Source organism: Streptomyces sp. NPDC037301 (assembly GCF_055602785.1).
Genome location: NZ_JBVJWD010000003.1, coordinates 351,903 through 372,807 on the forward strand (window position 1 = coordinate 351,903; position 20,905 = coordinate 372,807).

General features: G+C 70.2%; 21 protein-coding genes. 10 read left to right on the forward strand and 11 right to left on the reverse strand.

The window, feature by feature from the left end; translation table 11 throughout:
- Window positions 1-61 precede the first annotated feature (61 nt).
- Window positions 62-1,288, reverse strand: a complete 1,227-nt coding sequence (locus ACZ7IB_RS07700) for an MFS transporter (RefSeq protein ID WP_470910028.1) — start codon at window positions 1,286-1,288, stop codon at window positions 62-64.
- Window positions 1,289-1,375: 87 nt separating this feature from the next.
- Between ACZ7IB_RS07700 and ACZ7IB_RS07705 the strand changes: the two genes are divergently transcribed.
- Window positions 1,376-1,885 carry a MarR family winged helix-turn-helix transcriptional regulator gene (locus ACZ7IB_RS07705; protein WP_470910030.1) on the forward strand — a complete coding sequence of 170 codons (510 nt, stop codon included), beginning with the start codon at window positions 1,376-1,378 and terminating at the stop codon, window positions 1,883-1,885.
- Between the two features lie 19 nt (window positions 1,886-1,904).
- Here the strand turns inward: ACZ7IB_RS07705 and ACZ7IB_RS07710 are convergent, their stop codons facing one another.
- From ACZ7IB_RS07710 to ACZ7IB_RS07740, 7 genes are all read right to left on the reverse strand, one after another.
- A complete protein-coding gene (locus tag ACZ7IB_RS07710) occupies window positions 1,905-2,393 on the reverse strand; it encodes a hypothetical protein (protein ID WP_470910032.1) in 489 nt (162 codons plus the stop codon).
- Window positions 2,394-2,683: 290 nt separating this feature from the next.
- Window positions 2,684-3,286 carry a hypothetical protein gene (locus ACZ7IB_RS07715; RefSeq protein WP_470910034.1) on the reverse strand — a complete coding sequence of 201 codons (603 nt, stop codon included), beginning with the start codon at window positions 3,284-3,286 and terminating at the stop codon, window positions 2,684-2,686.
- A 180-nt stretch (window positions 3,287-3,466) separates the two neighbouring features.
- Window positions 3,467-4,234, reverse strand: coding sequence for a succinate dehydrogenase iron-sulfur subunit (locus ACZ7IB_RS07720; RefSeq protein WP_470910035.1), 768 nt, complete (start codon window positions 4,232-4,234; stop codon window positions 3,467-3,469).
- Complete coding sequence (gene sdhA / locus ACZ7IB_RS07725; protein ID WP_470910037.1) at window positions 4,234-5,994, reverse strand: succinate dehydrogenase flavoprotein subunit; 1,761 nt, start codon at window positions 5,992-5,994, stop codon at window positions 4,234-4,236. Before sdhA ends, ACZ7IB_RS07720 begins: the two co-directional genes overlap by 1 nt.
- 29 nt (window positions 5,995-6,023) lie before the next feature.
- Complete coding sequence (locus tag ACZ7IB_RS07730; protein WP_327273381.1) at window positions 6,024-6,500, reverse strand: succinate dehydrogenase hydrophobic membrane anchor subunit; 477 nt, start codon at window positions 6,498-6,500, stop codon at window positions 6,024-6,026.
- Window positions 6,501-6,505: 5 nt separating this feature from the next.
- On the reverse strand, window positions 6,506-6,886 hold the full coding sequence (gene sdhC, locus ACZ7IB_RS07735) for a succinate dehydrogenase, cytochrome b556 subunit (protein ID WP_093900148.1): 381 nt from the start codon (window positions 6,884-6,886) through the stop codon (window positions 6,506-6,508).
- A gap of 207 nt (window positions 6,887-7,093) precedes the next feature.
- Window positions 7,094-7,624, reverse strand: coding sequence for a 2-oxo-4-hydroxy-4-carboxy-5-ureidoimidazoline decarboxylase (locus ACZ7IB_RS07740; protein WP_470910449.1), 531 nt, complete (start codon window positions 7,622-7,624; stop codon window positions 7,094-7,096).
- A 298-nt stretch (window positions 7,625-7,922) separates the two neighbouring features.
- On the opposite strand from ACZ7IB_RS07740, the gene ACZ7IB_RS07745 reads away from it, so the two are divergent.
- The 6 genes from ACZ7IB_RS07745 to ACZ7IB_RS07770 all read left to right on the forward strand — a co-directional run bounded on the left by ACZ7IB_RS07745 (window position 7,923) and on the right by ACZ7IB_RS07770 (window position 14,196).
- On the forward strand, window positions 7,923-9,527 hold the full coding sequence (locus ACZ7IB_RS07745) for a beta-N-acetylhexosaminidase (protein WP_470910039.1): 1,605 nt from the start codon (window positions 7,923-7,925) through the stop codon (window positions 9,525-9,527).
- Between the two features lie 124 nt (window positions 9,528-9,651).
- On the forward strand, window positions 9,652-10,449 hold the full coding sequence (locus tag ACZ7IB_RS07750) for a DUF4328 domain-containing protein (RefSeq protein WP_470910040.1): 798 nt from the start codon (window positions 9,652-9,654) through the stop codon (window positions 10,447-10,449).
- Between the two features lie 135 nt (window positions 10,450-10,584).
- The gene (locus ACZ7IB_RS07755; RefSeq protein WP_470910042.1) at window positions 10,585-11,094 is read left to right on the forward strand and encodes a hypothetical protein; all 510 of its coding nucleotides are present in this window, start codon (window positions 10,585-10,587) and stop codon (window positions 11,092-11,094) included.
- Between the two features lie 34 nt (window positions 11,095-11,128).
- Complete coding sequence (locus ACZ7IB_RS07760) at window positions 11,129-11,926, forward strand: hypothetical protein (RefSeq protein ID WP_470910044.1); 798 nt, start codon at window positions 11,129-11,131, stop codon at window positions 11,924-11,926.
- A gap of 348 nt (window positions 11,927-12,274) precedes the next feature.
- Window positions 12,275-13,066 (forward strand): RNA polymerase sigma factor, encoded by a 792-nt coding sequence (locus ACZ7IB_RS07765; RefSeq protein ID WP_470910450.1) that lies wholly within the window; start codon window positions 12,275-12,277, stop codon window positions 13,064-13,066.
- Window positions 13,066-14,196, forward strand: a complete 1,131-nt coding sequence (locus ACZ7IB_RS07770; protein WP_470910046.1) for a hypothetical protein — start codon at window positions 13,066-13,068, stop codon at window positions 14,194-14,196. The genes ACZ7IB_RS07765 and ACZ7IB_RS07770 overlap by 1 nt, the downstream gene beginning before the upstream one ends.
- A gap of 206 nt (window positions 14,197-14,402) precedes the next feature.
- On the opposite strand, the gene ACZ7IB_RS07775 is transcribed toward ACZ7IB_RS07770, so the two are convergent.
- Window positions 14,403-15,221, reverse strand: a complete 819-nt coding sequence (locus tag ACZ7IB_RS07775; RefSeq protein WP_470910452.1) for a L,D-transpeptidase family protein — start codon at window positions 15,219-15,221, stop codon at window positions 14,403-14,405.
- Between the two features lie 343 nt (window positions 15,222-15,564).
- On the opposite strand from ACZ7IB_RS07775, the gene ACZ7IB_RS07780 reads away from it, so the two are divergent.
- From ACZ7IB_RS07780 to leuE, 3 genes are all read left to right on the forward strand, one after another.
- The gene (locus ACZ7IB_RS07780; RefSeq protein WP_470910048.1) at window positions 15,565-17,145 is read left to right on the forward strand and encodes an acyl-CoA mutase large subunit family protein; all 1,581 of its coding nucleotides are present in this window, start codon (window positions 15,565-15,567) and stop codon (window positions 17,143-17,145) included.
- Between the two features lie 89 nt (window positions 17,146-17,234).
- On the forward strand, window positions 17,235-17,846 hold the full coding sequence (locus tag ACZ7IB_RS07785) for a Uma2 family endonuclease (protein ID WP_470910050.1): 612 nt from the start codon (window positions 17,235-17,237) through the stop codon (window positions 17,844-17,846).
- Between the two features lie 60 nt (window positions 17,847-17,906).
- Window positions 17,907-18,572 carry a leucine efflux protein LeuE gene (gene leuE / locus ACZ7IB_RS07790; protein WP_470910052.1) on the forward strand — a complete coding sequence of 222 codons (666 nt, stop codon included), beginning with the start codon at window positions 17,907-17,909 and terminating at the stop codon, window positions 18,570-18,572.
- An 18-nt stretch (window positions 18,573-18,590) separates the two neighbouring features.
- Here leuE and ACZ7IB_RS07795 read toward each other — a convergent pair whose 3' ends face one another.
- Window positions 18,591-18,815, reverse strand: a complete 225-nt coding sequence (locus ACZ7IB_RS07795; protein ID WP_470910054.1) for a hypothetical protein — start codon at window positions 18,813-18,815, stop codon at window positions 18,591-18,593.
- Window positions 18,816-18,871: 56 nt separating this feature from the next.
- Window positions 18,872-20,842: a DUF8189 domain-containing protein gene (locus tag ACZ7IB_RS07800; RefSeq protein ID WP_470910056.1), complete on the reverse strand. Its 1,971-nt coding sequence runs from the start codon at window positions 20,840-20,842 to the stop codon at window positions 18,872-18,874.
- Window positions 20,843-20,905 lie beyond the last annotated feature (63 nt).

Consider the following 20,905-nt stretch of genomic DNA (forward strand, 5'->3'; position numbering starts at 1 on the left):
CCCTCCCTTGAACGCGTTCAAAAGTTGTTGTCATGGACTGTAGACCTGTCTTTGAACATGTTCAAGCAGGTACCTCGGCGGCTCGCTCCTCCTGCTTGCCGGGCGCCCCGAAGCGCCGTACGCCCGGCACCGCCGCCGTCGCCAGACAGGCGGCGCCGACCCCCACCGCGGCGACGGCCAGGGGGACTTCGGCGCCCCAGGCCGAGGCGGCGAGCGGGGCCAGGGCGTAGCCGAGCGGCATCGCGCCGAGGGAGAGGAGCCAGTCGTACGAGGTCACGCGGGCCAGGGCATGCGCGGGCACGGCGGACTGGACCGAGGTCTCCCAGACCGGGTTGAGGAAGCCGAGGCCGGCCTGCGCGATGCCGTACGCGGCGATGGTCACGACAACGGGCGCGTGGACGGCGAGCAGGCCGAGCGGGAGGGCGTACGTGGCAAGGCCCAGGTTGGCGATCAGGACCGGGCGGCGGGGGTGGGCCCGGCCGGCCAGCAGGGAGCCGAGGAGCAGGCCGACCGCGCCGGTCTGGAGGAGGGCGACCCAGACGCCCTTGCCGCCCAGCTCCCGGACGAAGAGCGCCGGACCCACGGTCATCAGGACGGCCGCCGCGCAGTTCCAGGCGGCGTGGGCGATCAGGCTCGTCCAGTACCAGTCGCGGCCCCTGACCTCGCTCCAGCCCTCCTTGAGGTCGGTGAGCAGGGAGCGCCGGGGGATGGGCACATGCCGGACCTTCATGGCGGACAGCAGCGCCGCGCTCACCGCGAAGCTCGCGCCGTCCAGCACGAAGGCCCAGCCCGGGCCCGCGGTGAGGATCAGGGCTCCGGCGAGGGCCGGGCCGCCGAGCCGGGTCGCGCTGTTGACCACCGCCATCAGTGAGTTGGCGCGCAGCAGCCCCGACTCCGCCACGGTGCCGCGGATCAGCGGTGACACGGTCGGCATCGCGAACGCCCCGGCGGCGCCGCCGATCGCCTCGGCGAGGGCGATCTGCCAGAGCGCGGGGGAGCCGCCGAGCAGCTCCGCGCCGACGAAGAGCTGGGTCACGCACCGTACGAGATCGGTGGTGAGCGCGACGGTGCGGGCGTTGAAGCGGTCGCCCACGACGCCACCCAGTGGTAGCAGGAGCAGCTTGGGGATCAGCGCGCATCCCAGGACCAGGGCGAGTGCTCCGGTCGATCCTGTGGCCAGATAGACGGCCAGGGAGAGGGCGGTGGGGATGGCGGAGTCGCCGAGGAGGGAGAGGGTGCGTCCGATGAAGAGCAGGCGGAAGGCGCGCGTGCGCAAGGGGTGCGGCATGCGTGCAACCTATTTTGGTTCCGAATTATTCGTCAACGAAATATCTCGCACCGAAGCGTAGTCGGGGGCCGGGCGTACGCTTTCCCCATGCAGCGACGCGACTGGACCGACGGACATGTGGAGCGCTGGAGGCCCGTCCTTCCCCACCTCGATCCCGATGTCGAGGGCGCGGTGATTCGTATGAAGAGGCTCTCCGTCCATCTGCGCCGGGTGCGCGAACAGTCCCTGGTCGACTTCGACCTCGACCGCCAGGAGTTCGACACGCTCCACAAGCTGGCCGGACGCGGCGGGAAGGCGGCCCCCTCCGAGCTCGCCGCCGACCTCGACCTCGCGCCCGCCTCCGTCACCGGCCGGCTGGACGCGCTCGAAAGGCGCGGCTTCGTCCGCCGTACGCCCTCCACCACCGACCGCCGACGGGTCGATGTGGAACTCACCGACGAGGGCCGCTCGACCTGGCTGGGCGCGATGGATGTCCTCGGCCACGAGGAGGACCGGCTGCTCGGCGTCCTCGACAAGGACGAACGCACGCTGCTCAACGACATGCTGCGGCGCATCATGGTGGTCGCCGAGGACCGGGGCGGCGCCGAGTGGGACTGAGGCGCGGGGTGCCGGGCACTCAGCCGGCTTCGTCGTCAGGGACTTTGACGACGTGATCGGCCGGCTCCGCCAGGAGTTCGTCCGGATCCTGCGCCAGGATGCGGCCGAGCGTCTCGTTCCATTGCGCGGCCGCCTGCTCCACCGACGAACGGAAGCCGCGCCGCAGCGGCACGCCCGCGAGCAGCAGGGCGAACGCGGCGACCGGCCGCAGCGGCAGGCGCCCGTGCAGGGTCAGCGTGACATCGACGTACCACCGGCCCTGCCCTGCGGGCCGCGGCCTGAGACGCAGGCGCGCGACGCCCAGCCGGTGCTTCAGCCGCGCCGTCGCCGGGGCACGCAGGGCCGCCGGCCACCAGGCGGCCGGATCGAGCGATGCCTTCCCCGACGGGCGGCACAGCGAACCCGACCCCTCCGGGCCCCGCATCCGCCCCTCGATCTCCAGCGACCCGGGGCGCTCGGGGCTGCGCAGCCGCAGGGCCATCCGTCCGGTGAACTCCGGTGACCGCACAGCTGTTCCAGGGCGACGACACTGCTGCGCCGCCACTCCCTTACCACCGTCGCCCCCAGCTCGTCGGTGCCGGAGCCGGAGGGCTCGTACCGGGTGCCGGGCCGCAGACGGTGGCCCTTGACCAGGCTGAGGCCGGGTATCGTCCGCCCGTCCGGCAGCACGATGTCAGGGCCGCGGGCCCGGGTGGCCCCGGCGAGATCGCAGACCAGCCCGGCGTACGCATGGAGCCGGTCACGATCCAGCGCGACGACGGTGACGGTGTGCTGGAGGCGGGCCACCCCTGCGGACCGTCAGATGCTCATCGCGCGGGCCGTGTTGAGCTGTGCCATCACCATATGGAAGGTCTCCGGGCCCATCGCCGGGATCATCGTCGAGTGGTGCCTGCCGCCGCTGGTCACCGAGACCTGGATGAAGCCGGTCGTCTTCTTCTCCTTCATCAGGAGGAAGAGCAGACCGACCAGGCAGAGCAGCGCGAAGACGATCGCGAGCACGATCGCGACCGTCGGGATCTTCTCCTCGGTGCGCGACAGGTCCGTGGCCGTCCACACGGCGCCCTTGAGGGGCATCGTGCCGGCCGGCGTCACGATCTGGTCGTTCATGACGGTGATGTCGCCGAACGTCAGCATCGGCACACCGCCGCCGGGCAGTGCGCCCGGCTGCTGCGGGAAGCCGTAACCGGGCATGGTCGGCTGGGCAGCCTGGCCCTGCGGGTAGCCGTAACCGGGGCCGGGCTGGGCCGCGGACTCGGGCAGCTGCTGCGGGTAGCCGTAGGCCGGCGTGCCCGGGCCGGGCGGGCCATGCCCCTGGCCGTCCGCGACGGTGGGCGGATTGCCCGGCTGCTGGGGAGGCCCCCACTTGTATGAGTCGTCCGCGTACGGATTCGGATCGCTCAACGTTCCCCGCTTTCGATCAAGTCTGTGCGCCCCGTGCCGTGCTGCGCCGGAGGCGGCGAACCGTGTCCGGTTCCGCATGACCGTACCGTCAAGACCCGAGCGGTGCAGCAAGAGGCCCCGCTTCCCGCAGTGTTCGTGCGGAAAACGGGGCCTCTGATGCAACCGGTGCGCCGGTGGCGGTCAGAAGCGGCGCGTGATCAGCGCCCGCTTGACCTCCTGGATCGCCTTGGTGACCTCGATGCCACGCGGGCAGGCGTCCGTGCAGTTGAAGGTGGTGCGGCAACGCCACACACCGTCACGGTCGTTGAGGATCTCCAGGCGCTGCTCGCCGCCCTCGTCGCGCGAGTCGAAGATGAAGCGGTGCGCGTTGACGATGGCCGCCGGGCCGAAGTACTGGCCGTCGTTCCAGAACACCGGGCACGAGGACGTGCACGCGGCGCACAGGATGCACTTGGTGGTGTCGTCGAACCGCTCGCGGTCCTCGGCGGACTGCAGACGCTCGCGGGTCGGCTCGTTCCCCTTGGTGATGAGGAAGGGCATGACATCGCGGTACGCCTGGAAGAACGGGTCCATGTCGACCACGAGGTCCTTGAGGACCGTGAGGCCCTTGATGGCCTCGACCGTGATCGGCTTCTCCGGGTTGATGTCCTTGATCAGCGTCTTGCAGGCGAGCCTGTTCTTGCCGTTGATCCGCATCGCGTCGGAGCCGCAGATGCCGTGCGCGCAGGAGCGACGGAACGTCAGCGTGCCGTCGACGTCCCACTTGATCTTGTGAAGGGCGTCGAGAACACGCTCCTTCGGGTCGATCTCGATCTGGAAGTCCTGCCACTGGGCCTCGTCGGAGACCTCGGGGTTGAAGCGGCGGATCCGGAAGGTGACCGTGATGTACGGGGAGGCAGGGGACGCCGAGGGGTCGGTCTCCACCTTGTCCAGAGTCGGGGTAGCCATCAGTACTTACGCTCCATCGGCTGGTAGCGGGTCTGGACGACCGGCTTGTAGTCGAGCCGGATCGACTCGGTGCCGTCGTCGGCGACCTCGCGGTACGCCATGGTGTGGCGCATGAAGTTGACGTCGTCGCGGTTCGGGTAGTCCTCGCGGTAGTGACCGCCGCGGGACTCCTTGCGGGCCAGCGCGGAGGTCGCCATGACCTCGGCCAGGTCGAGCAGGTTGCCCAGCTCGATGGCCTCCAGGAGGTCCGTGTTGAACCGCTTGCCCTTGTCCTGGATGGACACGTCGAGGTAGCGCTTGCGCAGCTCGGCGATCTTGTCGACGGCCGTCTTGATGGTCTGCTCGGTACGGAACACCATCACATTGGCGTCCATGCACTCCTGCAGCTCCAGACGGATCGTCGAGACCCGCTCGGTGCCCGTCGAGTTGCGCAGCCGCTCGACCTGGTCGACGACCATCTGCGCCGGGTTCTCGGGAAGCTCGACGAAGTCGTTCTTCGCGGAGTACTCGGCGGCGGCGATGCCCGAGCGGCGCCCGAAGACGTTGATGTCGAGCAGCGAGTTGGTGCCCAGACGGTTGGCGCCGTGCACGGAGACACACGCGACCTCGCCGGCGGCGTACAGGCCCGGGACGACGGTGGTGTTGTCGGCCAGCACCTCGCCCTCGACGTTGGTCGGGATGCCGCCCATGGCGTAGTGCGCGGTCGGCTGGATCGGAATCGGGTCCGTGTAGGGCTCGATGCCGAGGTACGTACGCGCGAACTCGGTGATGTCCGGGAGCTTGGCGTCCAGCTGCTCCGGCGGCAGGTGCGTGAGGTCGAGGTAGACGTGGTCGCCCTCGGGACCGCAGCCGCGGCCCTCACGGATCTCCGTGTAGATGGAGCGGGACACGACGTCACGGGACGCGAGGTCCTTCATGACGGGCGCGTACTTCTCCATGAAGCGCTCGCCGTCCTTGTTGCGGAGGATGCCGCCCTCACCGCGGGCGCCCTCCGTCAGCAGGATGCCCATGCGCCAGATGCCCGTCGGGTGGAACTGGAAGAACTCCATGTCCTCCAGCGGCAGGCCGCGGCGCCACGCGGCGGCCTGGCCGTCACCGGTCAGGGTGTGCGCGTTCGACGTCACCTTGAAGAACTTGCCGGTGCCGCCGGAGGCGAAGATGATCGCCTTCGCCTGGAAGACGTGGATCTCGCCGGTCGCCAGCTCGTACGCGACGACGCCCGCGGACTTCTTCAGCCCGGTCTCGGGGTCCTCCTGGAGCAGGAGGTCCAGGACGTAGAACTCGTTGAAGAACTCCACACCCTCCTTGACGCAGTTCTGGTACAGCGTCTGGAGGATCATGTGGCCGGTGCGGTCCGAGGCGTAGCAGGACCGGCGGACCGGGGCCTCGCCGTGGTTACGGCTGTGGCCGCCGAAGCGACGCTGGTCGATCTTGCCCTCGGGCGTGCGGTTGAACGGCAGGCCCATCTTCTCCAGGTCGAGAACGGAGTCGATGGCCTCCTTCGCCAGGATCTCGGCGGCGTCCTGGTCGACCAGGTAGTCGCCGCCCTTGATCGTGTCGAAGGTGTGCCACTCCCAGTTGTCCTCTTCCACGTTGGCGAGCGCGGCGGCCATGCCGCCCTGCGCGGCGCCCGTGTGGGAGCGGGTCGGGTAGAGCTTCGTGAGCACGGCGGTACGGCTGCGCTTCGTGGACTCGATGGCCGCGCGCATGCCGGCGCCGCCGGCGCCGACGATGACGGTGTCGTACTTGTGGATCTGCATGATTTCCTCTGGTCCCTCTGGCCCGGCGCCTAGCGGATGTTCGGGTCGAAGGTGAAGATCACCAGCGTGCCCAGCAGGACGGTGAACACCGTGGCGGTGTACAGCAGCATCTTCAGCCAGAAGCGGGTGTTGTCCCGTTCGGCGTAGTCGTTGATGACCGTACGGAGGCCGTTGGCGCCGTGCAGCATGGCCAGCCAGAGCATCGCCAGGTCCCAGACCTGCCAGAACGGCGAGGCCCAGCGGCCCGCCACGAAGGCGAAGCCGATCTTGGAGACGCCGCCGTCCAGCACCAGCTGGATCAGCAGGTGGCCCAGGACCAGGACAACCAGGACGATGCCCGACAGGCGCATGAAGAGCCAGGCGTACATCTCGAAGTTGGTGCGCGAACCCTTGGGGGTCTTGCCGGTCCGCTTGCGCGGCGGCTCGATGACCGGAGCCGGGTGGTCGACGTCGTAGAGGCGGACGCCCTCGACGGAGCCGATCGCGGCGGAGGACTCGGTGGACATTGGCCTCAGCTCCCGAAGACTTCGCGTACGGCGTGGCCGAGGACGGGGTACAGGGCCCCGACCATCAGCACGACCCAGACACCCACGACGGACCAGAGCATCTGCTTCTGGTAGCGCGGGCCCTTGGCCCAGAAGTCCACGGCGACGATGCGGAGACCGTTCAGCGCGTGGAAGAGAATGGCGGCCACCAGGCCGTATTCGAGGAGCGCGACGATCGGCGTCTTGTACGTGGCCACGACGTCGTCGTAGGCCTCGGGGGAAACGCGGACGAGAGCGGTGTCCAGGACGTGTACGAACAGGAAGAAGAAAATGAGGACACCGGTGACTCGATGAGCCACCCAGGACCACATGCCTTCCCGGCCGCGGTACAGCGTTCCAGCCGGCACGGAAGAACCCTCCGGGAGCGGGGATTGGGGCCGGCCGGCTTGACTGTCGGTCTGACCCGGCCGGGTACGGTCCACCGGCCCCGGCCATCGTAGCGACGCTTTGTCGGTTCGTTCGCGCGGGGGCCTCTGGTGTGATCAAAGTGGCAATCAAACAGGCACGGACGGGCTAGAACGGACTGGTCCGCAGGGCTGACCGGCCCCGTTCCGTTATGAACCCGATACCAGCTCGATGATGCGGCCCCGGGCGAGTCGCCGCATCTCGTCAGCGGTGACCACCCGCTCCTGGTCGGGGTCGTGGGTCAGCCTGGCCCGGATTCCGGCGAGCACCTGGTCCGGCTGTTCGGCGGGCTCGAACCCGTCCAGGCAGATCACGAAGACGTGGCCGAAGCGGCACTCGTACGCTGCGTGCGCGGCCCGGAGCGCGAGATGGGCGGAGTACGGCGCGGCGTGGTGCAGTCCGGGGGAGACCTCGGCGGCGAGTGCCTCGGCAAGATCCGGCGGGGACAGGTCGTAGCCTGCCTCGTCGGCGGCGGCCAGCAGTGCGTCCAGGTCGGGGTACGGGCGGTGGGCGGCCACCCGCCCGGCCCAGCGCCGGCTGCCGAAGCAGTCCAGCAGGGCGGCCTCGGCCTCGGCGGGCGGTGCGGTGTTGAAGCGGTCGAGTTCCGGGGCGTCGGCCCGGTCCTGTGCCGGTCCGGAGTTCTGGACGGGTACGGCCGTCCGGGTGGCCGGTCGCCGCAGTCGCTTCGGGAGGCCGGCGTGGGACTCGCTGGACCTGGACAGCGTGGGCTCCTCGAATCAACGGCATCTGTGAACCTGGAATGGGGCGGGACGGGTGAGACCAGGCGGATGCAGGGTGAAGGGAGAGACGAATGTGCCTCAAAGGTAGCGAGGCCGGGCAACGGTCGTCCGACGGATGCGCGAACTTCACCCGGACGAGAGAGTTTCGGAACGTCTGAGGGACCTTATTTCGGGGAGATTGCCCGGCTATCTCCTGACTTATGCTCTATTTCCCATCAATACCGGAGGTTTCTGATCGATGTCGCCCTCACGCGGCGCTCTTGTGACCGGTGCGGCCCTCACCGCGGCGGCTGCCGCGACGATCGCCGTCGTCGTCTGGCCGGAAAGCTCCGGCAGCGGACCCGCGGGGGAGTCGGGGTCCCGCACTCCCTCGCGCGCCTCGGCCGCTCCCTCGCCGACCCGGAGCTACCCGCTCTCCACTCCGCCCCGCACCATCCCCGCCGTACGCGAGCACATTGCCGCCCGCGGCCCCGGCTGGCGGCCCGGCCCGGCCGCCGGGGTCGTCATCGCCGACGGCAGCGGGACGCTCGCGGACGAGGGACAGCTGCTCGCCAAGGAACTGAAGATCCACTACCGGGGTGACGTCCCCGCCCGCGCGGGCGATGTGGAACTGGCCCTCACTCCCGGCAAGGGCACCCCGGAGTCGTACACCCTCAGAACGCACGACGGACGGGTCACGATCAGCGGCCCCGACCAGGCCGGTGTCTTCTACGGAACCCGAACCCTGAAACAGTCGGTGCGCGCCGACGGCGAAATGCCCGAGGGCGAGGTACGCGACCGCCCCGACCGGCCGCAGCGCGGCCTCAACCTCGACATCGCCCGCAAGTACTACACCGTCGCCTGGATCGAGGACCGGCTGCGCGAGATGGCCGACCTCAAGCTCAACCAGCTCGGCCTGCACTTCTCCGACGACCAGGCGTTCCGTATCCAGTCCGACACCCACCCCGAAGTCGTCTCGCCGCAGCACCTCACCAAGGCGGAGGTGCGGCAGATCCTCGGCCTCGCGGGCCGGCTGCACATCGAGGTCGTCCCCGAGATCGACTCCCCCGGCCATCTGGGCGCGGTCCTGCGCGCCCACCCCGACCTCCAGCTGCGCAATGTGTCGGGTGTGCGCTCGACCGGATCGCTCGACATCTCCAACCCGGGGGCGGCGAAGCTCATCGATGAACTCCTCGGCGAGTTCACCGAGCTGTTCGGCGGCCGGTACTGGCATCTGGGCGCCGACGAGTACCGCGCCCTGATGGCGAAGGACCCGGCCGCCTCGTACCCGCAACTGCAACGCGCCGCCCAGCAGAAATACGGACCACAGGCCGGCATCAAGGACCTCGCCACCGGCTGGCTCAACGACCGCGCGGCGGTGGTGCGCCCGCACGGCAAGCAGCCCAAGGCCTGGAACGACGGCTTCTTCCGCGACGGAGTCGTCCACGCCGACAAGGACATCGAGGTCGAGTACTGGACGGGCAAGGAGTACGGCGCCCGGCTGCCGGAGGAGTATCTGCGCGAGGGACGGCGCGTGGTGAACCTCAACGACGAGTTCCTCTATTACGTACTCGGTCAGCCCAACAACTTCGTCTACCCCACGGGCAAGCGGATCTACGAACAGTGGACCCCGCTCGTCCTGCGCGGCACCCAGCCCGTCCCGTCGCGCTACTCCGGCCAGATCCTGGGCGGCCGGTTCGCGGTCTGGGGCGACCTCCCGAACGCGCAGACCCCGGCGCAGGTGGCGCAAGGCATCCGGATGCCGCTGCGGGCGACGGCCCAGAAGCTGTGGAGCCCGGGAAAACCGGCGCTGAGCTGGGATCAGTTCCGGGCACTGGCCGCGCGGATCGACGGGGTGGGCTGAGCGGGGCGGACCGGATTCCCCGTGGACAGGCGGGTGGGCAAGGGTTACGTTCGCGTGCCGCGCGCTCCGGGGAGAGGCGCGCGTTCTTGCGTTCCTGGCTCAGAATCCTGGGGGGTTCCACATCGTGCTGTGCTCCACCTGCCGTCTCAGACCGCCGGTCACCGCGGACGGACACTGTCTTCTCTGCGCCGGACCGGCCGGCGCGCCGGTCCCGGCGCCGCCGGTCCCGGCCTTCGTCGCTCCGCAGCAGTATCTGCGCTCGCCGGACCGGCTCGCGATGGCCGTCGTCGTTCTGCTGGCCGTCGTCGCCGGGGCCGACCTGCTCGCCATGGCAGCGGGGCAGAACATCCGCAGGCTGCTCGGCGACGGGCTGGAGAACGACTTCGCGACGTACGACGACGCAGAGGCGGCCCTGGCGGACAATCTGTACGGGTCCGCCGGTGTGCTGCAGGGTGTCATGGCCCTGGCCACCGGCATCGTCTTCATCATCTGGTTCCGGCGGGTGCGGATGAACGCCGAGGTGTTCGACCCGAGCACGCAGCCGATGTCGCCCGGCTGGGCGGTCGGCGCCTGGTTCGTCCCGGTCGCCAACCTCGTCCTGCCGCGCCGGATCGCGGGTGGCATCTGGACCGCGAGCGCCCAGACCAACACCGACGGCAGCTGGCGCACGGTCCCGGCCACCCCGATGAATCTGTGGTGGGGGGCGTGGGTCTGCTCGCTGGTCTTCTCCTGGGTCACGTCCCGGCAGTACATGAGGGCCGAGGAGACGCAGGAGATCATCGACGCGGCGGGCCTGGTGTTGGCGTCCGACGCGTTCGACATCGTGGCGGCGGTGCTCGCGATCCGCTTCGTACGCAAGCTGACCCGGATGCAGGGGGAGCGGGCAGCCCTCGGCGTGTATCCGCTGGGCGCCCAGGGGTAGCGGGACACACCCGCTGAGCGATGCTATTCGGCCCCCCAGGTGACGCTTTTGAGCCATCCGGCGCTGAACGCGGTAACGGGAAGCGCCGCGTCCCCGTGCACGCACGCACGGGGACGCGGCCGACGGGAGACGCCGATGAGCCTGCTGGAACTGATCGCCGCCGCCGACGAGAGAGGGCTCGCCGCAAGCGCGGTCGCCTGCCTCGACCGCTGTCTGCCGCAGCCCGCCGAGGGCACCGATCCGGATCCGCTGCGCCCGCTCTGGGCGGGGTGCGCGGACGGCTCCGTGTGGCCGGACCGCCTCGCGGAGGTGCGCGCGGCACTGGACACCGCGGCCGACGGGGAGGGGGCGGCTCCGCGGATCCGGAAGCTGCTGGGCGACGCGCCCGTGGACCGGGCGGAGCCGGGGATGCGGGAGTGGGCGGACGCCTGCTCGCTGCTGGCCCTGGAGATCCACCTCGGGCAGGACGCGGCGCCGTCCGCCGGGGCGGAAGCGGTGCGGTGCTGCCGCGAGGGCGATCCGGAGGCGGCCGGCCCGTTGCGCGCGTGCTCGGCAAGCGTGCGGGGGCGGTCCGCACGTCCGCGTACCGCGGACTCAAGAGGCTGGCGGGGCAGTTGTCCCCGGGCCGTGCGGCAGGTGCCGTGACAGACAGGGTGAGCCGGACGCTGGGAAATGAAGAATGAGACACGAATCGCGGCGGCCGCCCGAAGCGCCGGGGACACCTGAACTTGCCGCCCTGCTCGCGGCAGCGCGGCGTACCGGGGCGCTCGACCCCGGCGACGAGAAGCGCGCGACCGCCGCCTTCGTGGCGGCGCGGGACGAGGGCGCGCACGCCGCGGTGGTGCGGTGGCGGCGTCGACGTGACGACTGGCGTCCGGAACGACGGCGCGGTGTGCGCTCGTTCCTGGTGATGCTCGGCGGCTTCGTGGCTGCGGCGACGCTCGGCGGGGTCGCGGTGGCCGCGGGTTCGGGGGCGATTCCGGCACCTTTCGGTGGCGGTGAGCCCGACGGGGTGGAGTCCGTACGCCCCCCGCGCACCTCTCCCGCGACACCCGGTGGGCGTCCCTCCGGCGAGGAGTCGCCGCGGCCGGACGGCGACGGTACGGCGCTGGGGGCCACGAATGCTCCGGGCGACGTGCACCCTTCCGGCCGGCCCGACCGGGCACAGGCCGATGTCGCGCTGTGCCGTGTGTACCTCAGCGACCGGGGCAGCGGGAAGGCCAGGGACACCGCCGCCTTCGAACGGCTGGAGGCGGCCGCGGGCGGTGCGTCGGAGGCGGCGGTGACGGCCTACTGCGACGGGCTCCTCGGACAGCCGTCACCGGGGGAGTCGAAAAAGGCCCAGGGCAACCGGGACGCGAAGGGGGAGGCGGAGAAGAAGGCCGTGCCTGAGGGGAAGCAGGGCGGCCAGGCGCCGTCGAAAGGGAGCGGGAACCGGACCGGGAGCGACGGCAAGGACAGGTCCGCTGTCGACTGAATCGCCGACCGGTCCGTCACCGGGTTGGAAGGGCGTCCTCCGGGAACGGTGCCGGCCGGGATCCCGGACCGGCCGAACAGAGAGAACTGAGGGGGAACGAGGACGACCGGGGCCGCCACCCCCCACAGGAGAGGCCCCGGTCGTCTTCCGCGGGGCCGTAGGACGACCCCGTACTTCTCTCAGCGCCGTCGCTGCGTTTTCTGTCACACTGCACCGCGCCGGAAGAATGTTGCAGGTTGTACAAGCCATGGACGCGACACCCGTGAAGGACGTAGCGTGCTGAGTCGCGCAGCGTGGCGCGGCAGTGATGACCAGCTGCGATTCAGGACAGCAGGGCAGGTTGAGGGAGTGCTGGGGGACGACGCGGAGCTCACTGCCGCGGTGCTCGCGGCACAGGACGGGGACGAAGACGCCTTCCGTACTGTGTACCGCGCTGTACAGCCGCGACTGCTGGGCTACATACGGACACTCGTGGGGGATCCGGACGCCGAGGACGTGGCGTCCGAGTCCTGGCTGCAGATAGCGCGCGACCTCGACCGGTTCAGCGGCGACGCCGACCGCTTCCGCGGCTGGGCGGCACGGATAGCGCGTAACCGTGCCCTGGACCATCTGCGGATGCGCGGCAGGCGCCCCGCGGTCGGCGGCGACGAGTCGGAGCTGTCGGAGAAGCCGGCCGAGTCCGACACCGCCGACGAGGCGATGGAGGCCCTGGCCACCGGCCGCACGATGTCGCTCATCGCCCAGCTGCCCCAGGACCAGGCCGAGGCCGTGGTGCTGCGGGTGGTGGTCGGTCTGGATGCGAAGAGCGCGGCCCAGACGCTGGGCAAGCGGCCGGGGGCGGTACGCACCGCGGCGCACCGGGGACTGAAGCGGCTGGCCGAGCTGCTGCGCACGGACGACGCGGACAATGACGGCGGCCGCCCCGGTGACGGGGACGGCGAGGGCGGCGACGGCCGTACCGAAGGCGGCGCGGACCGTGTTCCCGCGGGCGATCCGGCGGATCCGCCCGCCCCTCGCACAAGCACGGCAGGCCGGACGGCGGAACTCGGCGCCGTGCCCGCCCAGCGCCCCTCCCACAACGGTTCGGCGGCGCCGGCCGGTGTGACGCATTCGCGTCCGTGGACGCAGAAGGACATGTGATGGCCGACGAGCACTACGAATGGCTTGACAAGGACGCGGCGGAGAGATTGCTCCGCGGCGAACCGGTCGATCCCGTGGGCGGTCAGTCGCGTACAGAGGCGGAAAGGCTCGCGGCAGCGCTGGACGCCGCCGCACGGGCCGCCCGCCCGGCCACCGGCGAACTGCCGGGCGAGGCCGCGGCGCTGGCCGCCTTCCGCACCGCCGCGCAATCCGCGCGCGCACGGACACGAGCGGCGAACCCGCAGGTGAAGGGGTACGCCGAGGAGACGGGCGAACCGGCACCGGCCGACGTACTCGAACCGGTGCACATCCGGCCCGCCTCCGGCGGCTTCGCCCCGCACCGCCCCTCTTCCTCCGCGGGCTCCGGCCGTACCCGCTCCCTGGGCTGGAGCCGGCCCATCCGCTTCGGCCTGGTCGCCTCCTTCGCGGGCTGCGCGCTCGGCGGGGTGGCCGTGGCCGCGAGCACCGGGATGCTCCCCGGACCGTTCGGCGGGCACACCCCCGTACCGGCGAGCTCCGTCTCCGCCGCCGCGACGCCCGAGGAGCTCGGCTCGGGGGCAGTCACCGACGAGAGCCCGTCCGCACAACGGCCGCCCGCCTCTCCGGAGACGGGGCCCTCCATACCCCCGGCGGATCCTTCCGCCCCCACCGGTGACCGGGACAACGGCAGAACCGGCAAGGGCGAGGGCCGCAAGGGCGACGACAACCGGAAGCCCGACGGCACCGCGAGCGGAACCCCGAACGGCACCGAGAACGGCAAGCAGCCCGACGGCTCCGGGAACGGCACCTCCGGCGACTGGTACGCCAGGGCGCTCAAGGCCTGCCGTGACTACCGCAAAGGCAAGCTGGACGACGACAGCAGACGGCATCTCGAAGCGCTGGCGAAGGGCGCCCGCAATCTGGACCGGTTCTGCGACCGCCTGATCGCCAAGGACGCCAAGGACACGGACGGCCAGAACAGCCCCGACAGCGACGGCGAGCAGGGCGACGACGGCGATTCGAACGGGGACAGCGGCGGCTCCAACACGCTCCCGGCGATCCGGTTCACCACCCCGCCGTCGCCCTCGACCCCGGCCTCCTCGCCGGCAGCGGACCGGGCGTCCCTCGGCGCCGTCGGATCGCCCGGCTGAGAGCCGTGCGCGCCAGTCCCTTTCAAGCCGTCCACCACCAGGTGTGACGTTTTTCGAGGCCATGGCGCAGTACAGAGTGAGCCGACTGGTCATCGGCAGCGCACAGAGCCGGGGTTCCCCCCGTACCTGCGGCTCAGCGCATTGGCGCGGGCGGGACACGTTCCCCCGGTCCCGTCCGCGCCCCTTTCCTCCCGGCCGGACAGGCCCTACCCGTAGACGACGACCTTGTCGCCCGTCCTCACCTGGGCGAAGAGCGAGGCGATCTTTCCCTCGTCACGGACATTGACGCAGCCGTGCGAGGCGCCGCTGTAGCCACGGGCCGCGAAGTCCGCCGAGTAGTGCACCGCCTGGCCGCCGCTGAAGAACATCGCGTACGGCATGGCCGTGTGGTAGATCGTCGAAACATGGTGCCGTGACTTCCAGTAGACGGAGAAGGTGCCTTCGCGGGTCGGCGTGTACTGGGAGCCGAAGCGGACGTCCATCGACGAGACGACGCGGCCGTCGATCATCCACGACAGCGTCCGGCTGTTCTTGCTGATGCAGAGCACCCGGCCCGTCATGCAGCGCTTGTCCGGCTTGGTGACGGGCAGGGTGGTCGGCGGGTTCAGCTCGGCGGCCGTCGGCGCGTGGGTCATGCCGAGCAGCTTCTGCCAGGTGACGGTGTCCGTCCTGCCCGTACGGGAGAGGCCGCGCTTGCCCTGGAAGGACTGGACGGCGGCGACCGTGACGGTGCCGTAGTAGCCGGTGGGGGAGCGGTCGAAGTGGCCGATCTGCCGCAGCCGGGCCTGCAGTTCCCGCACCTGCTTGCCCTCGGAACCGCTCGCCATCAGCGTCGTGCCCTGCGGGTCCGGCTTCGGCGCGGGCGTCGCGGTGGTCTTCGGGGACGACGACGATGCGTCCGGCGAGGGTGACTGCGATGCTGCGGGCTTGGCGTCGTCGGCCGCCGTGGCCCGGGGCGGTGACGACGGGGCCGCGGACGCGCTGTCGGCGGGCTGCGCCTTGCAGCCGGCGGTCGCGGCGGTCATGGCGAGAACGGCGAGCGCCGCCGTGGCCGTGGTCCCCGCCCAGCCCCGTGTCCTGACCCGCGCCCTGCGCCGTGACGTGCTTCCGGTGATGCTGTCTATCATCTCGGCCCCCTGATTCTCCGGGTTTCTCCGGTGTCCCATTGGACGGATTCCCGCTCTGCCCGGTTGCCAAAGCCCGCGCATGATGGGGAGAGCGGCGGCGAGGGTCGTGGGGGAGGGCTGTGAGCAAGGTCCCAGCCCGTGCATCTCCACCGGTCTCGTGCCCGCCGCTACAGTCCGTCGCGGGAATCCTTGGTTACCAGTAAGTAGCTTTACCGAGCAGCTTCAGCGGGAGGCACAGCAGATGACGCGCGAGTCGGAGTCGGGACTGCCCATCGAGCCCGTGTACGGGCCGGACGCACTCGACGGGTGGAACCCCGACGACAAGCTGGGAGAGCCGGGTGCCTACCCCTTCACGCGCGGCGTCTACCCCACGATGTACACCGGCCGGCCGTGGACGATGCGTCAGTACGCAGGTTTCGGTACGGCCACGGAATCCAACGCCCGCTACAAGCAGCTGATCGCCAACGGCACGATGGGCCTCTCCGTCGCCTTCGACCTGCCCACCCAGATGGGCCACGACTCCGACGTGGCGATCGCGTCCGGCGAGGTCGGCAAGGTCGGGGTGGCGATCGACTCGATCGACGACATGAGGGTCCTGTTCGGCGGAATCCCGCTCGACAAGGTCTCCACCTCGATGACGATCAACGCGCCCGCCGCGCTGCTGCTCCTCATGTACCAGCTGGTCGGAGAAGAGCAGGGCGTCCCGGCGGACAAGCTGACCGGCACCATCCAGAACGATGTCCTCAAGGAGTACATCGCCCGCGGCACGTACATCTTTCCGCCGGGGCCCTCGCTCCGGCTGATCGCCGACATCTTCAAGTACTGCCGGGCCGAGATCCCGAAGTGGAACACCATCTCGATCTCCGGCTACCACATGGCGGAGGCCGGGGCCTCGCCCGCGCAGGAGATCGCGTTCACCCTCGCGGACGGCATCGAGTACGTACGTACCGCCGTCGCGGCCGGCATGGACGTCGACGACTTCGCCCCCCGCCTCTCCTTCTTCTTCGTCGCCCGTACGACGATCCTCGAAGAGGTCGCCAAGTTCCGCGCCGCCCGCCGGATCTGGGCGAGGGTGATGAAGGAGGAGTTCGGCGCGAAGAACCCCAAGTCGCTGATGCTGCGCTTCCACACCCAGACCGCGGGCGTCCAGCTCACCGCCCAGCAGCCCGAGGTCAACCTGGTGCGCGTCGCCGTCCAGGGTCTGGCCGCGGTCCTCGGCGGTACGCAGTCGCTGCACACCAACTCCTTCGACGAGGCGATCGCCCTGCCCACCGACAAGTCCGCCCGCCTCGCCCTGCGCACCCAGCAGGTCCTGGCGTACGAGACGGACGTCACGGCCACCGTGGACCCGTTCGCGGGTTCGTACGTCGTCGAAAAGATGACCGACGATGTCGAAGCTGCCGCCCTGGAACTGATGCTCAAGGTCGAGGACATGGGCGGGGCGGTCAACGCGATCGAGCGCGGCTTCCAGAAGAACGAGATCGAGCGCAACGCGTATCGCATCGCCCTGGAGACCGACAGCGCCGAGCGCGTCGTGGTCGGCGTCAACCGCTTCCAGCTCGACGAGGAGGAGCCGTACGAGCCGCTGCGCGTCGACCCCGCGATCGAGGCCCAGCAGGCGGCCCGGCTGGCGAAGCTGCGGGCCGAACGCGACCAGGGCGCGGTCGACGAGGCGCTGGGCCGGCTGAAGAAGGCGGCCGAGGGCACGGACAACGTCCTGTACCCGATGAAGGACGCCCTCAGGGCACGGGCGACGGTGGGCGAGGTCTGCAATGCGCTGCGGGAGGTGTGGGGGACTTATGTGCCTACGGTTGCGTTCTGAAGCGATGTCCACCCGCGGGAGTGATCTCTCGCTGAATGTCCATGGCCCCGGATAAGCTCGTGAACAGTGGTCCCCGAAAGGAGGATGCCGTGGCCGTAATACAGCACGAGGAGCAGGTGCGGGAGCAGGAACAGCCCGAGCTGACGCTCGGCGAGGCAGCCGAACAGCTCGCACGCTCGCTGCCTGGGCATCGCGTGGAGATTCTCCAGGGGAGGCTCACTGTGACACCACCAGCGGACGGAACGCATGCTCTGGCCTTGTCCTGGCTGGGCGAGGAGTTCGGCGCCCGGGCACGCACGGTGGGGCTCAGACTCGTCCAGGGGGTCGGGCTGTGGCTGCCCACCGGGCCGGAGGACTACGCGATTCCCGATCTGTCGGTCGTCGAGGCGGACTTCAGGGACGCCCATGTCATGAAGAACTGCTACGCCGCCCATGCCTTCCGCATGGTGGTGGAGGTGACCTCGACCAACTGGGCGGACGACCTCGGTCCCAAGGTCGAGGATTATGCCCAGGCGGGCATTCCGGTCTACGTCGTGGCCGATCGCAAGCATGACCAGGTGCTGCTCTGCAGCGACCCGCGGGGCGGCGAGTACAAGAACAAGGTGCCCCACAAGCGCGGGACGTCGTTCACCGTGCCGGACGTGGTCGGTGTCGAGATGAAGCTCTCCGTGGACCGCCTCCTCGACGGTGACGAGGACTGACCCCGGATTTCCCCGAACCCCCCGAACGGAGTGCCGTACCCGCGTGCGACACTCCGTTTCATGCTGGGTGTCACCGATCTGCCGACCTATCTCGCCGGCCTGGTGCTGATCGTTCTTCTGCCGGGGCCGAATTCGCTGTACGTGCTGTCCGTCGCCGCCCGGCGCGGCGTGCGGACCGGTTATGTGGCGGCGGCCGGGGTGTGGACCGGGGACACCGTGCTGATGACGTTGTCCGCGCTGGGGGCCTCGTCGCTGTTGCGGACGACGCCGGTGCTGTTCGCCGTCGTCAAGTTCGCGGGTGCGGGCTATCTGACCTGGCTGGCGATCGGCATGCTGCGGGCCGCGGTGGCCATGTGGCGCGAGCGGCACCGGCGGATGGCCGAGCTGACCGAGGAGAGCGCCGGACCCGAGAATGTTGGGGCGATGGAGCGGCCGTACCGGCGGGCGCTGGTGGTCAGCTTCTTCAACCCGAAGGCGATCCTGTTCCTGATCTCGTTCTTCGTGCAGTTCGTCGACCCCGGCTACGCCTACCCGGCGCTGTCCTTCCTGCTGCTGGGCACCCTGCTGCAGATCGCCAGCTTCCTCTATCTGTCGATGCTGATATTCGGCGGCACCCGCCTGTCCGCCGCGTTCCGCCGCCGCAAGCGGCTGTCGGCGGGAGCCACTTCGGCGGCCGGTCTGCTGTTCCTGGGGTTCGCGGCGAAGCTCTCGCTCAGCAGCGTGTGACCGCGGCGAAGCTCTTGCTCAGCGGTGTGCGACCGCGGCGACGCCGAGCGGGGCCAGGTACGCGGCCAGGCCCGAGGCGTCCTCGCCCGCCCAGCCGATGCAGCCGTCGGGGCGGATGAGGAACAGGCCCTTTCCGTACTCCTCATAGGCTTCAGTGCGGTGCACGCGGACCAGGTCACCGTCGAACGCCGGGAGTTCGGTGTCCGCGCCGACCGCCGGCAGCGGGCCACCGCGTCCCGGCACAGACGGTCACGACGGGGGCGGCGCCACCCTCTCGGCCCCGCCCCCCACGCCTCGGATCAGTTGTCGGACGGCTTGGGCAGAGCCCGGGCCTGGAACCGGGGCGCGTCCTGCGCGGTGCTTGCGGCGGTGCGCGCGAAGCTCGGCTGGACCTGGTAGATGCGGGTCTGGTTGTCGGCGGTACGGAAGGTGTAGGCCCAGGTCGGGCCGTTGCTGGTGGTGTAGGTGAAGGTGGTCGGCACGGTGGCGGCGGCCTCGGACGACGGCTGCTGCCAGGGGCGCCAGGTGCCACTGCCCTGGGTGGTCTCGCCGGTGTTGTGGATGGTGCCGTCGGTGCCGCGCGCGGTGATCTCGGTGAGGCCGGTCAGCGGGGAGATGACGGCGCTCGGCTCGCCGTCGGCGGTCAGCCCGGCGACGGTTTCCCAGGAACCGTAGGCACCGTTCTCGGCGGACTGGGCGGCGGTGATGATGTGGCCCTGGCCGTCGTTGGCGAACACCCGGATGCGGTACCCCGGGTAGACGACGAGGGAGGGCGTGCCGCTGACGTTCTGCGCGCCGAGGCCGGACCAGGCGGAGATGCTGCCGTTCTCGGTGAACCGGGCAGTGGTGAGCGTGCCGCTGGTGGTGGTGGCGAAGAGCTGGATGCCGTCGCGGACGGTGACGGCCTGGAGGGTGCCGCCGAGGCCGGACCCGGTGAGGGGCATCCAGCTCATGAAGTCGACGTTGGCCCGCTGCTGGATGCGGTACCAGGGCTTGCCGTCGCCGTCGACGGCGAACTGGACGAGCAGCCCGCCGGGGGTTTTCGCGGTGACCGGGTGGTGAGCCATGGCGCCGGCCAGGTCGATCCAGTCGTTCCAGTCCGCGGAGGCCTTGGCGGTCTGGTTGCGCTGCCAGATACTGCCGGAGGTGTTCTGCGCGGTGAGGACGACGCGCCCGTCGGTGTGCTCGCTGAGGGCGGGGCGTCCGGTGAAGGCTTCGTTGCCGGACACGGTGGTCCACTGCACGCCGTTGTAGTCCGAGGCGTCCGCCATCCGGCCGTGCACCAGCCGGCCGATGTTGTCCGTGTACGCGAACTCCAGTGACCCCGTGGACGACTGGGTCACGGCGGCCGGGGCGAAGCTCTCCAGCGGTACCGAGGGGGAGACGGGGGTGTGGCTCGAGGTGATGCGGCAGGCGTCCGGGGCCCCGGCGACGTTGGAGTAGTTCTGCCAACCCGCGCTGCCGACGGTCTTGTTGTAGACCGGGAAGTCGCGGATGTTCTCGTCGAAGCGGTAGTAGTCGGCGGCGCCGGTCCCGGTTACGCCGACCAGGGTGTCACCGCCGATCGAGGTGATCCCCTTGGAGTACTGGTGCCAGTCGGCCAGGCTCTCCACCACGTGCCGCTCGAGCCAGCGCTGACTGGTGAAGTCGTAGCGCGAGCGGTAGAGCCGGCCGTCGGTCGCCGAACGTCCGTAGACCACGCCGGAATCGGCGGCGACGATCAGGTCGTAGCGCTCCCAGCCCTGGTCGATGATCTTCCCGCTGTCGGCGCTCCAGGTGTCGGCGGCGGAGTCGTACTTGTAGGTGCGCAGCGCGCCCTCGTTGTCCAGCACCCAGATCCGGTCACCCCGGTCGATGGTGATCTGGTTGCGGTCCTCGGCCTTGGTCAGCCAGCCGAAGTTGGGGCTGATCTTCTTGTGGTGGATGTCCCAGGCGCCGGTCGAGCTGACCCGGTGGCTCAGGTAGAGGCCGTCGGACTTGATTCCGTAGAAGCGCGCGCCCTGGCCCGCCAGCATCCGGCCGTAACCGCTCCAGGTCGTGTCGATCGTGCTGGGGGAGGTCAGATTGCCGCCGCTGACCGGGGTCGGCATGTCGTAACGCAGCAGCTTGCCCGCGGAGTCCAGGGCGTACACGGGGCCCGTGGTGGTGCAGGTGGCGGCCTCCGCCGCGTGTGCGGTGCCGGGCAGGGCCACGAGCAGCGGGATTGCGGCGACGGCGGCGGTCAGGGCCGCCAGCCGACGGGCGGTGCGCGGAGTGAAGTGGGACGTCATGCGGTCGGACGCTAGGCGAGCAGCGGTGAACGGTGCGGTATCAACCGGGTGAAGAAAGCGCGT